Genomic DNA, 13,894 nt, shown 5'->3' on the forward strand with positions numbered 1-13,894 from the left:
CTGCCGCACTCGCCTCCGGCCGGTGCGGCAAACTGTCCAAGGAATCTAGATCATGAAAATGCGTTCAAAGCCGATGTTCTCGCTGCTGGTGCTGGCTGCCGGTACCTTGTTGATCAGCGCCTGCAATGCCAGTCCGTCGACTGCTACTGTGTCAGCCGCAACGGCTGCTGCGACACCTGCGAAAGCTGTTGAAGCTGCGCCGGCTACCAAGGCATTGCCGTTGGTGGTTGTGCACAAGGATCCGAACTGCGGCTGCTGTGGCGGCTGGGCCGAGCATATGCAGGCGGCGGGTTTCCCGGTACAGCTCAATGACACCAGCGACATGATGGCGGTCAAGCAGCGGCTCGGAATCGGTGACGGCATGATGTCCTGCCACACCTCCGAGATCGACGGCTATGTGGTGGAAGGCCATGTGCCGGTGGAAGACATCAAGAAGTTGCTGGCCGAGCGCCCGCAGGCACGCGGGCTGGTGCTGCCGGGTATGCCGGTAGGTACACCGGGCATGGAATCGCCGGATGGCTACCGCCAGGCGTTCACGGTTGCACTGCTGGGCAATGATGGTTCGTTGAGCGAGTTCTCAAGGCACGAGTAATTTGCGCTAAAAGCTCCTCTCCCGCTTGCGGGCGGGAGAGACGCAATAGACGAACTATTGATTCGTAGCCCCCTTGCCTCAGCGCAAGGGACGGGACCAAAGCCGCGCGCGGTTGTAGTGCCGAGCCATGCTCGGCAGGGGCTTTACCGCAAGGTGCAAAAGCGCCCCTCACCCGCCCTCCGGGCCCCTTCTCCCGCAAGCGGGAGAAGGGAATGTCCAGAGCCGAAGCCAAAGCCAGAGCCAAGGCCAGGGCCGAAGCCGGAGCAATAGCAACGGAAACAGCAACTACAACAGCTGCAGACCTCCTACATCTGCAGCCGCAACAGCCAAGCTCAAGTTCACTCAGATCTTGAAGTCATCAAACGCAACCCGCTCATCCGCAACACCCAGCTTGCGCAGCAGCTGCCTGGTCGCCGCCAACATCGCCGGTGGCCCACACAGATAGAACTCGCAACCCGCCAGATCCGGATGCTGCTTCAATAGATCTTCATGGATCGCTTCATGCACACGACGTGCATCGGCTCCCTGCCCCGACCACACCGGATGCCAACTGAAGTTGGCATGCTCGTGCGCCAGCTCCTGCATCTGTTCGACATACGGGCAATCTCGCTCGCCACGGGCGCCGTACCAGTAATGCATACGTTCGCCACCACCCTCATCAAGCCGCTGCTGGACCAACGCACGTAGCGGTGCCATACCCGCACCAGCGCCAATGAATATCTTCTCGCGCTCGCTGCCGCTGAGTGCGAAATCGCCAAACGGGCCGCTGTAGCGAACACGGTCACCCTCGCGCAGCGTATAGGCGAAGGTCGAGCCCTTGCCCGGCGGATGCTTGCGGTTCTCCTGCCAGCCGGGACTGAAACGCACCAGCAGCACCAGGCCGCCGTCCGCATTGGAAACCGGTGTTGCCAACGAATACGAGCGCCGAACCGTCGCCTTGTTCTGTAGGGACGCAGGTAGGGACAGCGCCTTCCAATCCTCTTCATGCTCACCCGGATACCACACCGCGCTGCGCGGCAGCTCGTACTCGGGCACGTGCAGCTGCAGATAGCAGCCGGGCTGGAACTGCGCGTCTGCAGCCTGTTCTGGGCGCAGATGGATCTCACGCAGGAACGGCGTCACCGCCACGACCTTCTCGACACTGGCCCAGTGCTCGGTCCACAGGCTGGCGCCGCCGGCCACTTCGATCTCGACGTCCTCGTCCACCTGCAGATTGCAGGCCAACCTGCAGCCGACCTTGCGCTTGGCATCAGACACGTGTGCGCGATCTGCCGCCGTTGCCTTGCCAGCACCGGAACGCACCCGCACTTCACATAGACCGCAGCTCTGGCCGCCACCGCAGTTGGAGGGAAGATTGATGCCTTCGCGCGCCAGTGCCACGTAAACGCTGTCGCCACTGGCTACTTCGACCGTGCGCAGATGCGCGCCGCCCGGTGCATAGACCATCAGCTGCCGCCGCGAACGCCAGCGACGCGGGATGAACTCCTGCAGGTGGAAACTGGCGATCAGCAACCACACGCCGGTCAGCGCCAACCACAGACCACCGATGCCCATGCCAACCACCAGCGGATTGTTGAAGTTGACCCGGCTGCTGTAGTCCATGATGTGCAGCATCCAGAAGATGTCGAACAGCCGCCATGTCGCGTTGCGATGTTCCATCACCTGGCCGCTGTGCGCGGACACATAGATGCTGGTGTCCTGCGCATCACTGAAGTCGACGCGCCACACCGGGTCCGGGTTGGCCCGGGTTTCCAGCGTCTTTTCCAAGTACTGCGGCGCGGCGGCGACACCATCACCGGCATATGCAGCCTGTGCAACTTTCGCGGCGATCGCCGCATCGATACTGATGCGCTTGCCGTCGCGGGCATCGATCACCTCGGTGCCTTCCGGTGATTGCAGACGATATACGGGCTGCTGCAGCAACCAGCCACTGTCCAGTGTTGCCGCCTCGCCCTTGGCTGCAGCCAGCGCCACGCTCGGCGACACTGCCGTGGCCGGCCATGCAGGATTGGCGACAGCTGCGGCTTGCTGGGCACTGCCTTCGATCTTGTCAGGGTCGAGCAGGCTCATCATCAGGCCGCTGCCCAACCACACCACGAACTGCAGGCCGACGATCAGGCCCACCCACTTGTGCAGGGTCCGCATCCGGGGCGTCATGCGTTCCTCCGCTTACCGAAGCTGTAGAACAGCAGCCAGATGCCGCTGAGGGCAAAACCCAGGCCAATGATCGAGGCCACGCGCAACAAGGTGTTGTTGACGTCGGTGCGGTTCTCGTAATCCATGATGTGCAACATCCACACGAAGTCGAATACACGCCACAGGTCATGCCGGCGCGCCAACAGCTCACCACTGTCCGGTGACAGGTACAGCGTGCTGTCACCGCGGCCGCTGAAATGCACGGCCCACATCGGTACCGGGCGGGTCTTCACTTCCGACGGGGCGCGGGTGATCCACTCCACCCGCTCCACTTCGCCCTTGCCCTGATACAGCGACTGCGCCAGCGCTATTGCCTGCTCACGGTCCATCGGTGCCAGGCGTTCGCCGCTGGCGGCATCCACCAGGTACTTCTGTTTGCCCTGGCGGATCTCATAGACCTCGCGTTCCAGCACATGCTTGAGCCGGAACGACTCCATCTGTGGATAGCGCGCAGCCAGCACATCGGCGCCGACGCGCGCAGTCTGCGCCGGCAGCGGTGTGCCGTGCACATGTGCAAGGTGGTCGCCATGGATCACGTCCAGCGGCACCACGGTCATGTAGACGCCGCTGAGCATCCACAGCAGCGCCTGCACGCCGATCACCAGACCGATCCATTTGTGGGCACGGCGTGCCCAGAATGCGGGTTTCATCAACATCGTCCTCGTTCAATGACGCGCCCCGCCGCTGCTGCGACGGGGCGCATCCAATCACCAGCGGTAGCCGATGCGTGCGTACCAGCGGCGACCCAGCAGGTCGTAGGTCATCGTATCGGTGTTGGCATCGGTATAGCTCTGGATGAACGGCGGCTTCTTGTCGAAGACGTTGTCCAGCCCCAGCGATACATCCAGCGCCTTGCTCACCGCGTACTTGAGCTGCAGGTTGTGGTAGAACACCGACGGCGCGTGGTCACCGATATCACCGCGCGCCGCATTGATGTCATCGGCACGGCCGATGTACTGCGTGCTCCAGGTACCTGACCACTGATCACGCGAGGCATTGACCGAGACCAGGCCACGCCACTTGGCATAGCTGCCGCGGCCGCCGGTGATCTTGCCGGCGTACTCGATCAGGTCAGCACCGTCGTACGGCCGCACGTCATAACGCTGCAGATACGACACATCGGCGCTGACGCTGGCATCGAAGCCTGCTGCCTTGAACTCATACAGCGCGCCGAAGTCGTAGCCGGTGACATGCTCGTTGGCGGCATTGACCGGCTGCGAGGACAGGAAGTCCACTTCGCCGGTACGCGGGTTGCGGGTGAAGTTGCTGGCATCACAGAACGGATGCGCCAGTCCCGGCGTGTTGTAGCAGATGGCCAGCTTGGTGGAGCCGTCGATACGCTGGATCGCGTGCTTGATGCGGATGTTGTAGTAGTCCAGCGTCAAGGTCAGCCCGGACAGGAACTCCGGTGTCCACACCACACCTGCCGTGAACGAAGTGGCGTCTTCCGGCTCCAATGCCGAATTGCCACCGGAGGTGGTGAGGATGGTATTGCCCGGCTGCACATAGCCGGCCGGCACGCCGTAGGCCTGGCAGTTGGCACGCACCGTTGAGCCAGCCGGCAAGGCCGACCAGTTGCTGCATGGGTCGGTGGTGGTCAGGTTGCCTTCGGCCACGCCGCCAAACAGTTCGGGGATGTTCGGGATGCGGAACGCAGTGGCATAGGTGCTGCGCACTTTCAGCGAGGAGTTGACCTGCCAGTCCAGGCCAGCCTTGTAGTTGTAGTCGCGACCGAACAGATCGTAGTCCGAGGCACGCCCGGCCAGATTCAAATACAGCGAATCGGCGATGACGTTGTCCTGCAGCAGCGGGATGGCCAGCTCGGCGAAGACTTCCTTGGCGGTGTATTCACCGGCAATCGGGTCCTGCTGGTTGGTGTTGCCAATGCCCAGCACGGTCAACGAATCCGGATTACGCCAGCCGCGTTCCTTGCGCACTTCCACGCCGGTGGCGAAACCCACCCAGCCTGCAGGCAGCTCGAAGATCTGTCCGCTCAGGTTGGCAGTGAAGCTCTTCTGTTCGTTGCCGCCGGTATCGCGCGAGGTGTAGAGGATGTAGTCGAGCACCTCGCGACTGAGGTCGCCGTAACCCAGATAGTCGCCGCAGGGAATCGCCGCGCCCGGTACCGGGCTGCAGATGCTGCGGTTCAAGGTCTGCTCGACGCGGTCGAGATTGGCAACGTTGTCCGAGCCATCGACGCCAGTGTTACGGCCCCAGTTCAAGGCAGCCGACCAGTCCCAACCAGTGCCGAACTGCCCCTTCACACCCACCAGCCCGCGGAAAGTATTCACCTCCTGCGAGAAATGCCGCGGGCCGGCTTCTTCCAGGCGACGGCGCTGCAGCAGCAGGTCCTGTCCGGTCGGGTTGGTCGGGTGATTGGCAGCGATATTGATCGGCCGGTACACGCCGAGCCCGCCCGGCGCGGCCAACTGGTCGGATTGGCGGTTGGTGTACATCAGCTCGGTGAACACGGTGGTGTTCTCGCTGAGCTGGCTGTCACCGAACACGCTGATGCTGATGCGCTTGATCGGATTGACCGCGTTGAGCGTGGGGTTGCCGTTGTAGTTGTGCTTGGCGGCCGAGTACGGCTCGTAGAAATCGCCATTGCCGCCCAGTACCTGGTTGAAGTTGACGCGACTGCCATCGGCCAGCAGCGCGCGGCCACCCACCGTGGTGGAACTACCCGAGCACACCAGCTTGCCGTCCACTTCGGCCAAACCGCAGGGCGCACGCGACGCCATGTTCACCGTGCCGCCTTCGGCATAGTTGATGCCGGCCATTAGCGAGCCGCGATCACTGGTGACGCCCCAGGCCAGATCGACAGCGGTTTCATCGCCATCGCCACGCGTGGTCTGGCCGTAACGTACTGCAGCCTCGGCACCATCAAAGCCTTGTTTGGTGATGATGTTGACCACGCCCGCCACCGCGTCGGCGCCGTAGATGGCCGAGGCACCGTCCTTGAGCACTTCCACGCGTTCGATCAGCGACACCGGGATCATGTTCAGATCGACCGAACTGTTGGCGCCGGTGCCGCCATTGACGATGCGGCGACCGTTGAGCAGCACCAGGGTGCGGTTGATGCCGAGGCCGCGCAGGTTCACCTGGGTGGTGCCGTAGCCGTTCTCGGCCCAGTAGGCGTTGCTCTGGCTACCTGCAAAACCGGCCGAGGCCGGCAGGCGCTGCAACAGCGTGTCCACCGACGTAGCGCCGGAGCGTTCAATGGCCTGCGCGTCGATCACGCTGACCGGGCCCACGCCCGACAACTGCGCGCGCTTGATGTGGCTGCCGGTGACCTGCACGGCGTCCAGCGTGCGGGCGGCTTCATTCGGGGGTTGCGCGTCCTGCGCGTTGGCGGTGTGGACGGCGGTGGCACACAACAGCGTGCCGATGGCCGCAGCCAAGGCTTGGGGCTTCAAGTACATGTTCTCTCTCGCTGGGATTCTTTCTCGGGGCGATAGCCGCGGTCGCGGGCGCGAGCACGGTTCACTACTACGTCGTGGTGACGCGAGAACAACCGCTCAGACGATGGGAGGTCGGAAGACGCGGGATAACCTGCCCGCCGGCAGTACCAGCACCGGCAACGAGGTTTCGGCTGCCACCGGCGGGTGTGCACCGGCGAACAACAGCGCCGACGCGGGGGGATAGATGGTGAACACGCACAGGCATTCGCAGCCGACGCTGTCGGCACAGCTGCAGTCATCGGCATGGCTGGAAGCCGACTTGCCGGCATGCTCGTCGTGGCCGCCGCCAGCAGTTGCGCGCGGCGATGCCAACGCGCGAGCCGCCACGTCACTTCGCACTGGATCACAGCCGGCACTGGCCGCACGGGTGATCCCGGCGACCGACGGAACCCCGTCCGCATGCAGCACCATGCGCGTGCTCGCCCATGCCCCGAGCACGCCTTCGACGGCGAGCACCAGCATCAGCAGCAACGGCAGGCACATACGGTAGGACATGAAGTTCCGGACAATTCCGTTATTTGTATATACATACAATGAATAACGCGAGCAGCGAAACCTTGTCAACCGCCGCTGCTCACGCCATGGCTCCATCCGTGGTGGCATCCCCTGCCAACAAGCCGCGCAGCCCTTGCGCCAGCGTCACTTCCCGGCGCACATCAGGCAATGCATGTGCGCTTCATCCAAACGAGGGGAACAACGACTATCCTGCGACGCAGCATAGCCAGCGCGCGCGCAGCCGCCTAGCCACTGAAGGTATGCCGTTGATGATTTTTTGTATCGACGCATGCAAGCAGGGGTGGCGATTTCAAATGCAACTTTCTGCATGAGCATTGCGTTGCCGTAGCTGCACACGCGCCCTCCCCCATTCATCGCAACAGGACAGATTTCATGAGCCTTCAAACCCTTGCTCAACAGCCCGGCGTCGCCGCCCAGGTGCCCGCCGAAACCAACGGTTTCGTGTTCAACCACACGATGCTGCGGGTCAAGGACATCCGCGCCTCGTTGGATTTCTACACGCGCGTGCTCGGCTTCCAGCTGATCGACCAGCGTGATTTCGCCGAAGCACAGTTCAGCCTGTACTTCCTGGCCTATGTACCGGCCGGGGTGCAGGTGCCGCAGGACGATGCCGAGCGCCGCCTGTGGATGGCCGGCATTCCCGGCGTGCTGGAACTCACCCACAACCACGGCACCGAGAACCAGGATGGCCCGGTCTACCACGACGGCAACAGCGACCCGCGCGGCTTTGGCCACATCTGCGTGTCGGTGCCGGAACTGGAAGCGGCCTGTGCGCGTTTCGAGGAACTGGGCGTGCCGTTCCAGAAGCGCCTGAGCGATGGCCGCATGAAGAGCCTGGCCTTCATCAAGGACCCGGACGGTTATTGGGTGGAGATCATTTCCAACACCGTGCGTGCTTGATAAGCGCACAGCTTGAAACAACAAACGCCGGCTTGCGCCGGCGTTTGCTGGTGTCGAACCACTTGGCAGAGGTGACGACTTACTTCTTGAAGGTGCCTGCCTTGACCAGCACCATCTTCTGCGGGTCCACGTATTTGCGGATCGCGCCATTGACCTGCTGTAGCGTCACCGACTGGATCGCCTGCGGGTAGTTGTCCAGCCATGCCAGGCCCACGCCGCGCTCGACCGTACCGATGATCGCCGCCGACATGCCGTCGGTGTTGCCCAGGCCGACCTGGTAGCTGCCGACCATCGCCTGCTTGCGTGCATCCAGTTCTTCGGCGGTGATGCCGTCCTTCCACCAGCGCTGCAGTTCGCGGCGGGTGCTGGCGATGCCCTTGTCCATCAGCTCCGGCGCAAACGTGGTGCTGATGCCCAGGCCACCGTCCATGTAGTCACTGCCCAGCAGGTTGCCGCCGATGCCGTAGGTCAGGCCTTCCTTCGCGCGCACCGCCGCCATCAGGCGACCGGTGAAGCCCGAACCCAGCACGTCCACGCCCACCGTCATCGGCAGGTAGTCGGCATCGGTGTAACGCAGGCCGGTGGCCTGGCCCAGGAACACGCTGACGCTGGCCTTGTCCTTCATCGCGATGCTGTGCTCGGCGGCCTTGGCAGGCAGCCGTGCCGGCGCGTCGCGCAGGTAGTCGACGCCGCCGCTCCAGCCGTTGAAGCCGTGTGCCACCGCGGCTTCAATCGCCTTGGCATCGACGTCACCGGTGAACACCAGGGTCATGTGCGCCGGACCGTAGTACTTGGCGTGGAAGGCCTTGATCTGCTCCAGCGTCACCTGCGGCACCGCCTTGAGCATGGCTTCGCGCGGTGCCGGTGCATTGATGCTGCCGGCCGGGAAGATGCTCAGCATCATGGTTTCGCGGGCCATCGTGCCGGGGTTGTCGCTGGCCTGGCGCAGCGCCGCTTCCAGCTGCACCTTGGCCTTGGCCAGCTCCTCGGCGCTGAAGGCCGGCTGGCGCAGCTGTTCGGCGAGCAGGTCGAGTACGGTCGGCAGGTCCTGCTTCAGGCTCTTGCCGTAGATGCCGATGCGCGCGGCGCTGGGGCTGAAGGACAGCTGCGCACCGATGCCGTCGAGGGTATCGGAGATGGCGAACTTGTCGCGGCGGGTGGTGCCGGCTTCCAGCAGCATCGCGGTCAGTGTCGGCACCGCCGGGTTGTCGGCCTTGGCCGCGAGGAAGGCATCACCCAGCGGCATCGAGCCGGTGAAGGTGACCACGTCCTTGACCCCCATCGGGTAGACGATCAGGTCGATACCTGCCGCCTTGGCGTGCACGGCGGTGTCGGCGACACCTGCCTGTGCGGCGAACCCAGCAAGGCTGGACAGTGCGGCCAGTGCCAGCGGAATCAGTCGAATGCGTTTTGCGTTGTTCACTTGCTGCTCTCCGGCACGAACCAGCCAACCGTGCTCTGCTCTGCGGTGAAATACTTGCCGGCAACGCGCTGCACGTCAGCCGGGGTGACCTTCTCCAGGTCCTTCAGGGCGGTGGAATACAGGGTCCAGTCACCCATCGCGATGAACTCGTTGAGCGCATCGGCGGCCTGGTCGGTGCCATCGCGGCGGTAGGCTTCCTCGGCGCGGTACGGACCGAGCACGCGCTTGATCTCCTCGACGCTGACGCCATCACGGGCGACCTTGGCGATCTCGTCGCGGACGATCTTCTCGATGTCCTCATGCTTGCTGTCCGGGGCCAGCGCCACGCTGAGCATGAACAGGCTGGGATCGCGCTGCTGGTACATGCCACCCGATACCGCCACTGCCTTGCTGGTATCCACCAGCGCACGCTGCAGGCGGGCACTGCGACCGCCTTGCAGCACCAGCTCCAGCACGTTCAGTGCGGGAATGTCCTTGTCCAGGCCGGCCGGTGCCTTGTACGCCATCATCACCGTGCCGGTTTCACCGCCACGACGCAGCGTCACCCGACGCTCGCCCTGCTGTTCCGGTTCGGTGGTGTAGACCTCGGGAATGGCATGCGGCGAACGCGGAACCTTGCCGAACTTCTCACCGATGCTGGCCAGCACCTTGGCGCTGTCGATATCACCGACGACGGTGACCGTGGCGTTGTTCGGCCAGTAGAAGGTGTCGTAGAACGCACGCAGCTTCTCGATGGACACGTTCTCGATGTCGCTGCGCCAGCCGATCACCGGGTGGTGATACGGGTGGGCGCTGTAGGCGGTGGCCCACATCAGCTTCATCAGCGCACCATTGGGGTTGTTCTCATTGCGCTCGTACTCGTTGCGCACCACGGTCATTTCGCTCTGGCGGTCCTTCTCGCGCAGCAGCAGGCCGCGCATGCGGTCGGCTTCGATGGCGATGTAACCATCCAGCGCAGCCGGTGGCAGCGTGGCGTAGTAGTTGGTGCGGTCCAGTGAGGTGGTGGCGTTGAAGCCCGCACCAACGCGATCCAGGTAGGTATCGACGTTGTTTGCGCCGTCGAAGTTGGTACTGCCCATGAACATCAGGTGCTCAAGCAGGTGGGTGCCACCGGTGGTGCCGGTCACCTCGTTGCGCGAACCAACCCGGTAAGTCATCTGGAAAGTCACCACCGGTGCGGCGTGGTTGGGCAGCAGCAGGACGCTCAAACCGTTGGCGTCGAGCCGGTACTCATCGATGCCATCAAGGGATTTGACGTGGGTGAAGCCATTGACCTTGACCGGCTCGGCCGAGGCAGCGGTAGCTGCCATCAAGCCCAGCGCAAGGCCGGCGCACAACAGGCGTTGCGAAATCATGCGTTGCGTTCTCTTGAAATGCGCCCGGAGGCGCGGGGAAGTCAGCGACGGGGGTTCAGTCCCGTCCTTGTGGGGTGGCGTTTTCCAGCGCGGAGAGCACGATCTCCGGCGTGAGTACTTCAGGCAGTTCGCGCGGTGGACCACCACCGGCCGGATAGGCCAGGTTGAACGGCACCGCGCTGCGGTTCCACCGTTCCAGCTCGGCGGTGATCAATGGATCGGCATTGGTCCAGTCCGCCTTCAGCGCGACCACGTCGTTGTCGCGGAAGTAGTCCGTCACCCGCGCCGCGGCGAACACCACCTTCTTGTTGACCTGGCAGGTAGCACACCAGCGTGCGGTGAAATCGACATAGATCGGTCGACCTTCGGCCTGCAGCTGCTGCACGCGCTCGCTGCTCCAGGGCTCCCATTGCAATGCCTCCGGTGCCGCTGCCCGCGGCCAGCCGAACAACACCGCCGCGGCCAGCACCAGTACACCGGCAACTGCACTAAGCCTGGCCTTGCCACCGCGGGCACCAGGACGGGTACCGCGGCCGTACAGCCACAGGCCAAAGCCCAGCAGCGACAATGCCAGCAAGGCGTTGAGCAGTGCCGTTTCGTGCAACTGCCCGGCCAGCACCCACAGCAGATAGCCGACGGTGGCATACAGCGGGAAGGCCATCAGCTGCTTGAAGGTTTCCATCCACGCGCCGGGGCGCGGCAACAGCTTCACCAAGGACGGGAATACCGACAGCAACAGATACGGCAGCGCCAGACCCAGCGCGATGGCGGTGAACACCAGGAACGACTGTGCAGTCGGCAGGGCCAGAGCAGCACCCAGGGCCGGTGCCAGGAACGGTGCACTGCACGGCGTTGCCACCACCGTGGCGAGCATGCCACTGAAGAAGCTGCCGGCCACACCGCTGCGGGTCTGCAGGCCAGAGCCAACGCTGGTGGCACGCATGCCAACCTCGAACACGCCACTGAGGTTCATCGCGAACGCCAGCATCACCACCGCCAGCACGAACACAAACGGAGCCGACTGCAGTTGGAAGCCCCAGCCCAGTTGCTGTCCACTTTCGCGCAGCACCGCCAGCATGCCGGCCAATGCCCAGAACGAGAGCAGCACACCGGCGGTGAACGACAGTGCATGCAGGCTGACCTTGCGCCTGTCATTGCCGGCCTGCTCGATGAAACCAACCACCTTCAGGCCCAGCACCGGGAACACGCAGGGCATCAGGTTGAGGATCAGCCCGCCGAGCACTGCGAACAGCAGCACCAACAGCGATAGCTGCGCACCATCATTGCCTGCGCCCGAAGCCGGTGCAGCCCCAAGGTCGGCCGTGCTGACCAGCGCCGTGGCTTCGGCCTCGGCGACGAACGGCAGCTCGATACTGACACCACGGTAGGCGCCCTGTGCGTCGGTATAGGCCAACACACCGCGCAGCGCTGCATCGGACGGCATGGCCTCGGCCGGGTCCAGCGGTAGCTTCAGCAAGGCGCGTGCACCGCGATTGCCGATGGTCTGCGGCACCTTGTAGGAAACGAACTCGTCGGCCGGGAAAAAGTGCAACTCAGCGATATCGGTCGGCGCCGCCACGCGCAGGGTCAGGTCACCCTGCTCGCGGGTTGCAGCCAACTGCCAGCCTTCACTGGAGCTTGGCATCGGCAATGCCGCCAACGCCGCCTGCACATCGGCGTCGGGCTGTGGTGGGTCGGCATTGACAGGCAAGCTCAGGCTCACCGCAGCCTTGCCCGGAATGCACACCGTCTCGCACATCAGCCAACGGGCCTGTGCCTTCAACTCGACCGCACTGCCCGGCTTCAGGTCGGCCGGAGCGATCAAGCGCACCGGCAGATAGGACAGGCCTTCGTAGCCATGACCGGTGATGTTGCCTTCGCGGTCACGTACCAGGATTGGCGTCGGCCACTGGATCGCCTCGGCCGTCCAGCCCGGCGGCAGCTCCCACATCAGCTTGGTCGGCAGACCGGTGCCGGCGTTCTTCCAGAAGCTGTGCCAATGCGGATCGTGCTGCATGCGCAGCGCCAACTGCAGCGGTTGGCCCGGCTGTACCGAGCGCTGTGCCGCCACCAGCTCGGCCTGCACCTGTGCCAGCACGCTGCCAGGCAACAGCACGCCGAGCAGCAGCAATGCGTTCAGCGCGACGCGGCGGATGGCATCAACGGGCAGGCGCATCTTCAACCTTCTTGATCTGCGCACGCACTGCGCGCTCGACGTCCCATTCGCGCATGCCGACGCCGACGATGGTGCCGTCACCGGCGATCAGGTAGTTCTGCGGCAACTGCACCACGCCATAGGTCTGTGCGGCTTTGTCCTCGAAGCCCGGCGCCTGCAGGTTGATCCACGGCAGGTCATTGCTGCCGCCCTCCTCCTGCATGGCCTTGGTCCAGTCTTCCTTGTCTTCATCCAGCGATACGGCGTAGATCTCGAAACCGTGCGCATGGAACTCGCGGTAGACCTTCAGCAGGTGCGGGAACTCGCCCCGGCACGGGCCGCACCAGGAGGCCCAGAAATCGAGCAGCACCAGCTTGTTGCGTGCCAGCACCTCGGACAGCTTGACCACCTTGCCATCCACGCCGACTGCCTCGATGTCGGCATAGGGCTTGCCCGGGCCGAACTTCTCCGCCAGCTGCTGGGTCTTGGCGTAGTCAGCAGCCGCCTGCTCCATCTGTGTGATCAATGGATGCGCGCCGAGCTCCTGCTTGTAGCTGGCCAGCAACTGCGCGCGACGGGCCACGTCGTAGCGCTTCCAGTCGTAGTTCTCGCTCAGCACCAGCAGCTTGAGCAGGGCCGGCTCGGCACCGTCGAGGATGGCGGCGTCGTAGTCGTTCCTGACCTTGGTCAGGGCAGCGAACGGCGCAGCCACCGAATCACGCGCGGCCTTCATCGCCGCTTCGTCGTTCTCATCCACGCCAGCGAAGGCCTTGCGGTTGGCTTCGCGGTTGGCCTTGTAGGCGGCCACATAGGCTGGATCTTCCAGATAGCCGTAAACCCGCTCGGTCAGGCTGCCGCCTTTGGCCACCGGGCCCAACGCGCCGGCTACGATGCGCACTTCGCCCGGCTCCAGTACCAGCTTCACCGAGCCTTGATTGCCCACCATCAGCACCGCCGGCACCGCCTGCTGCACCTGGCCGCTGAGCACGAACGCTCCGCCCTGTGCGGTTGCCGTGGCCACCGGTTCGACATGCAGGGGATCGGTCGCCGCGGACGGCACCAACAGCTTGAGCTCGGTGCCATCGTCCAACCCTGACAGCGCGCCGCGAATACTGTACGCGCCACTGCTTGCCGGCGCGGCGGACGCATCCTGGGCGGGGCTTGCAGGCGGGGCGTGCGATGGACCGCAGGCAGCGAGGCCGAGTGCAGCGGCGACCGCGCTGGCCAGCAGGCAAGCGCGCGTGGTGGTGGCGATGGACTTCATGGTTTTCCTTGCAGTGGATGCGGTGCGCCGCC

10 protein-coding genes are annotated in these 13,894 nt (G+C 64.1%); 2 read left to right on the top strand and 8 right to left on the bottom strand.

Annotation, left to right across the window (positions count from 1 at the left end):
- Nucleotides 1-52 precede the first annotated feature (52 nt).
- Nucleotides 53-592 carry a DUF411 domain-containing protein gene (locus ACVOL0_RS02845; protein WP_481547816.1) on the top strand — a complete coding sequence of 180 codons (540 nt, stop codon included), beginning with the start codon at nucleotides 53-55 and terminating at the stop codon, nucleotides 590-592.
- A 342-nt stretch (nucleotides 593-934) separates the two neighbouring features.
- On the opposite strand, the gene ACVOL0_RS02850 is transcribed toward ACVOL0_RS02845, so the two are convergent.
- The 4 genes from ACVOL0_RS02850 to ACVOL0_RS02865 all read right to left on the bottom strand — a co-directional run bounded on the left by ACVOL0_RS02850 (nucleotide 935) and on the right by ACVOL0_RS02865 (nucleotide 6,744).
- The gene (locus tag ACVOL0_RS02850) at nucleotides 935-2,749 is read right to left on the bottom strand and encodes a 2Fe-2S iron-sulfur cluster-binding protein (protein WP_481547817.1); all 1,815 of its coding nucleotides are present in this window, start codon (nucleotides 2,747-2,749) and stop codon (nucleotides 935-937) included.
- Nucleotides 2,746-3,438 (bottom strand): PepSY domain-containing protein, encoded by a 693-nt coding sequence (locus ACVOL0_RS02855; protein WP_481547818.1) that lies wholly within the window; start codon nucleotides 3,436-3,438, stop codon nucleotides 2,746-2,748. The genes ACVOL0_RS02850 and ACVOL0_RS02855 overlap by 4 nt, the downstream gene beginning before the upstream one ends.
- A 57-nt stretch (nucleotides 3,439-3,495) precedes the next feature.
- Nucleotides 3,496-6,210, bottom strand: coding sequence for a TonB-dependent receptor (locus tag ACVOL0_RS02860; RefSeq protein ID WP_481547819.1), 2,715 nt, complete (start codon nucleotides 6,208-6,210; stop codon nucleotides 3,496-3,498).
- A 96-nt stretch (nucleotides 6,211-6,306) separates the two neighbouring features.
- Nucleotides 6,307-6,744, bottom strand: a complete 438-nt coding sequence (locus ACVOL0_RS02865; protein ID WP_481547820.1) for a CopL family metal-binding regulatory protein — start codon at nucleotides 6,742-6,744, stop codon at nucleotides 6,307-6,309.
- A 393-nt stretch (nucleotides 6,745-7,137) separates the two neighbouring features.
- Here ACVOL0_RS02865 and gloA point away from each other — a divergent pair, with 393 nt between their 5' ends.
- Nucleotides 7,138-7,665 (top strand): lactoylglutathione lyase, encoded by a 528-nt coding sequence (gene gloA / locus ACVOL0_RS02870; protein WP_481547821.1) that lies wholly within the window; start codon nucleotides 7,138-7,140, stop codon nucleotides 7,663-7,665.
- Between the two features lie 79 nt (nucleotides 7,666-7,744).
- Here the strand turns inward: gloA and ACVOL0_RS02875 are convergent, their stop codons facing one another.
- Genes ACVOL0_RS02875 through ACVOL0_RS02890 form a run of 4 tightly spaced genes read right to left on the bottom strand, consistent with a single transcriptional unit; the run spans nucleotide 7,745 to nucleotide 13,862 of the window.
- Nucleotides 7,745-9,088, bottom strand: coding sequence for a M16 family metallopeptidase (locus ACVOL0_RS02875; protein WP_481547822.1), 1,344 nt, complete (start codon nucleotides 9,086-9,088; stop codon nucleotides 7,745-7,747).
- Nucleotides 9,085-10,443 (bottom strand): M16 family metallopeptidase, encoded by a 1,359-nt coding sequence (locus ACVOL0_RS02880; RefSeq protein ID WP_481547823.1) that lies wholly within the window; start codon nucleotides 10,441-10,443, stop codon nucleotides 9,085-9,087. Before ACVOL0_RS02880 ends, ACVOL0_RS02875 begins: the two co-directional genes overlap by 4 nt.
- 55 nt (nucleotides 10,444-10,498) lie before the next feature.
- The gene (locus ACVOL0_RS02885; RefSeq protein WP_481547824.1) at nucleotides 10,499-12,619 is read right to left on the bottom strand and encodes a protein-disulfide reductase DsbD family protein; all 2,121 of its coding nucleotides are present in this window, start codon (nucleotides 12,617-12,619) and stop codon (nucleotides 10,499-10,501) included.
- Nucleotides 12,603-13,862, bottom strand: a complete 1,260-nt coding sequence (locus ACVOL0_RS02890) for a redoxin domain-containing protein (RefSeq protein ID WP_481547825.1) — start codon at nucleotides 13,860-13,862, stop codon at nucleotides 12,603-12,605. Before ACVOL0_RS02890 ends, ACVOL0_RS02885 begins: the two co-directional genes overlap by 17 nt.
- Between the last annotated feature and the right edge of the window lie 32 nt (nucleotides 13,863-13,894).

It is taken from the genome of Stenotrophomonas sp. STEN021, from assembly GCF_056760175.1.

What these genes read in the sequence shown, in the direction of transcription:
- ACVOL0_RS02865 (WP_481547820.1), bottom strand. Translation starts at nt 6,744, where the DNA reads ATGTCCTACCGTATGTGCCTGCCGTTGCTGCTGATGCTGGTGCTCGCC.
- gloA (WP_481547821.1), top strand. Translation starts at nt 7,138, where the DNA reads ATGAGCCTTCAAACCCTTGCTCAACAGCCCGGCGTCGCCGCCCAGGTG.
- ACVOL0_RS02850 (WP_481547817.1), bottom strand. Translation starts at nt 2,749, where the DNA reads ATGACGCCCCGGATGCGGACCCTGCACAAGTGGGTGGGCCTGATCGTC.
- ACVOL0_RS02855 (WP_481547818.1), bottom strand. Translation starts at nt 3,438, where the DNA reads ATGAAACCCGCATTCTGGGCACGCCGTGCCCACAAATGGATCGGTCTG.
- ACVOL0_RS02860 (WP_481547819.1), bottom strand. Translation starts at nt 6,210, where the DNA reads ATGTACTTGAAGCCCCAAGCCTTGGCTGCGGCCATCGGCACGCTGTTG.
- ACVOL0_RS02890 (WP_481547825.1), bottom strand. Translation starts at nt 13,862, where the DNA reads ATGAAGTCCATCGCCACCACCACGCGCGCTTGCCTGCTGGCCAGCGCG.
- ACVOL0_RS02885 (WP_481547824.1), bottom strand. Translation starts at nt 12,619, where the DNA reads ATGCGCCTGCCCGTTGATGCCATCCGCCGCGTCGCGCTGAACGCATTG.
- ACVOL0_RS02880 (WP_481547823.1), bottom strand. Translation starts at nt 10,443, where the DNA reads ATGATTTCGCAACGCCTGTTGTGCGCCGGCCTTGCGCTGGGCTTGATG.
- ACVOL0_RS02845 (WP_481547816.1), top strand. Translation starts at nt 53, where the DNA reads ATGAAAATGCGTTCAAAGCCGATGTTCTCGCTGCTGGTGCTGGCTGCC.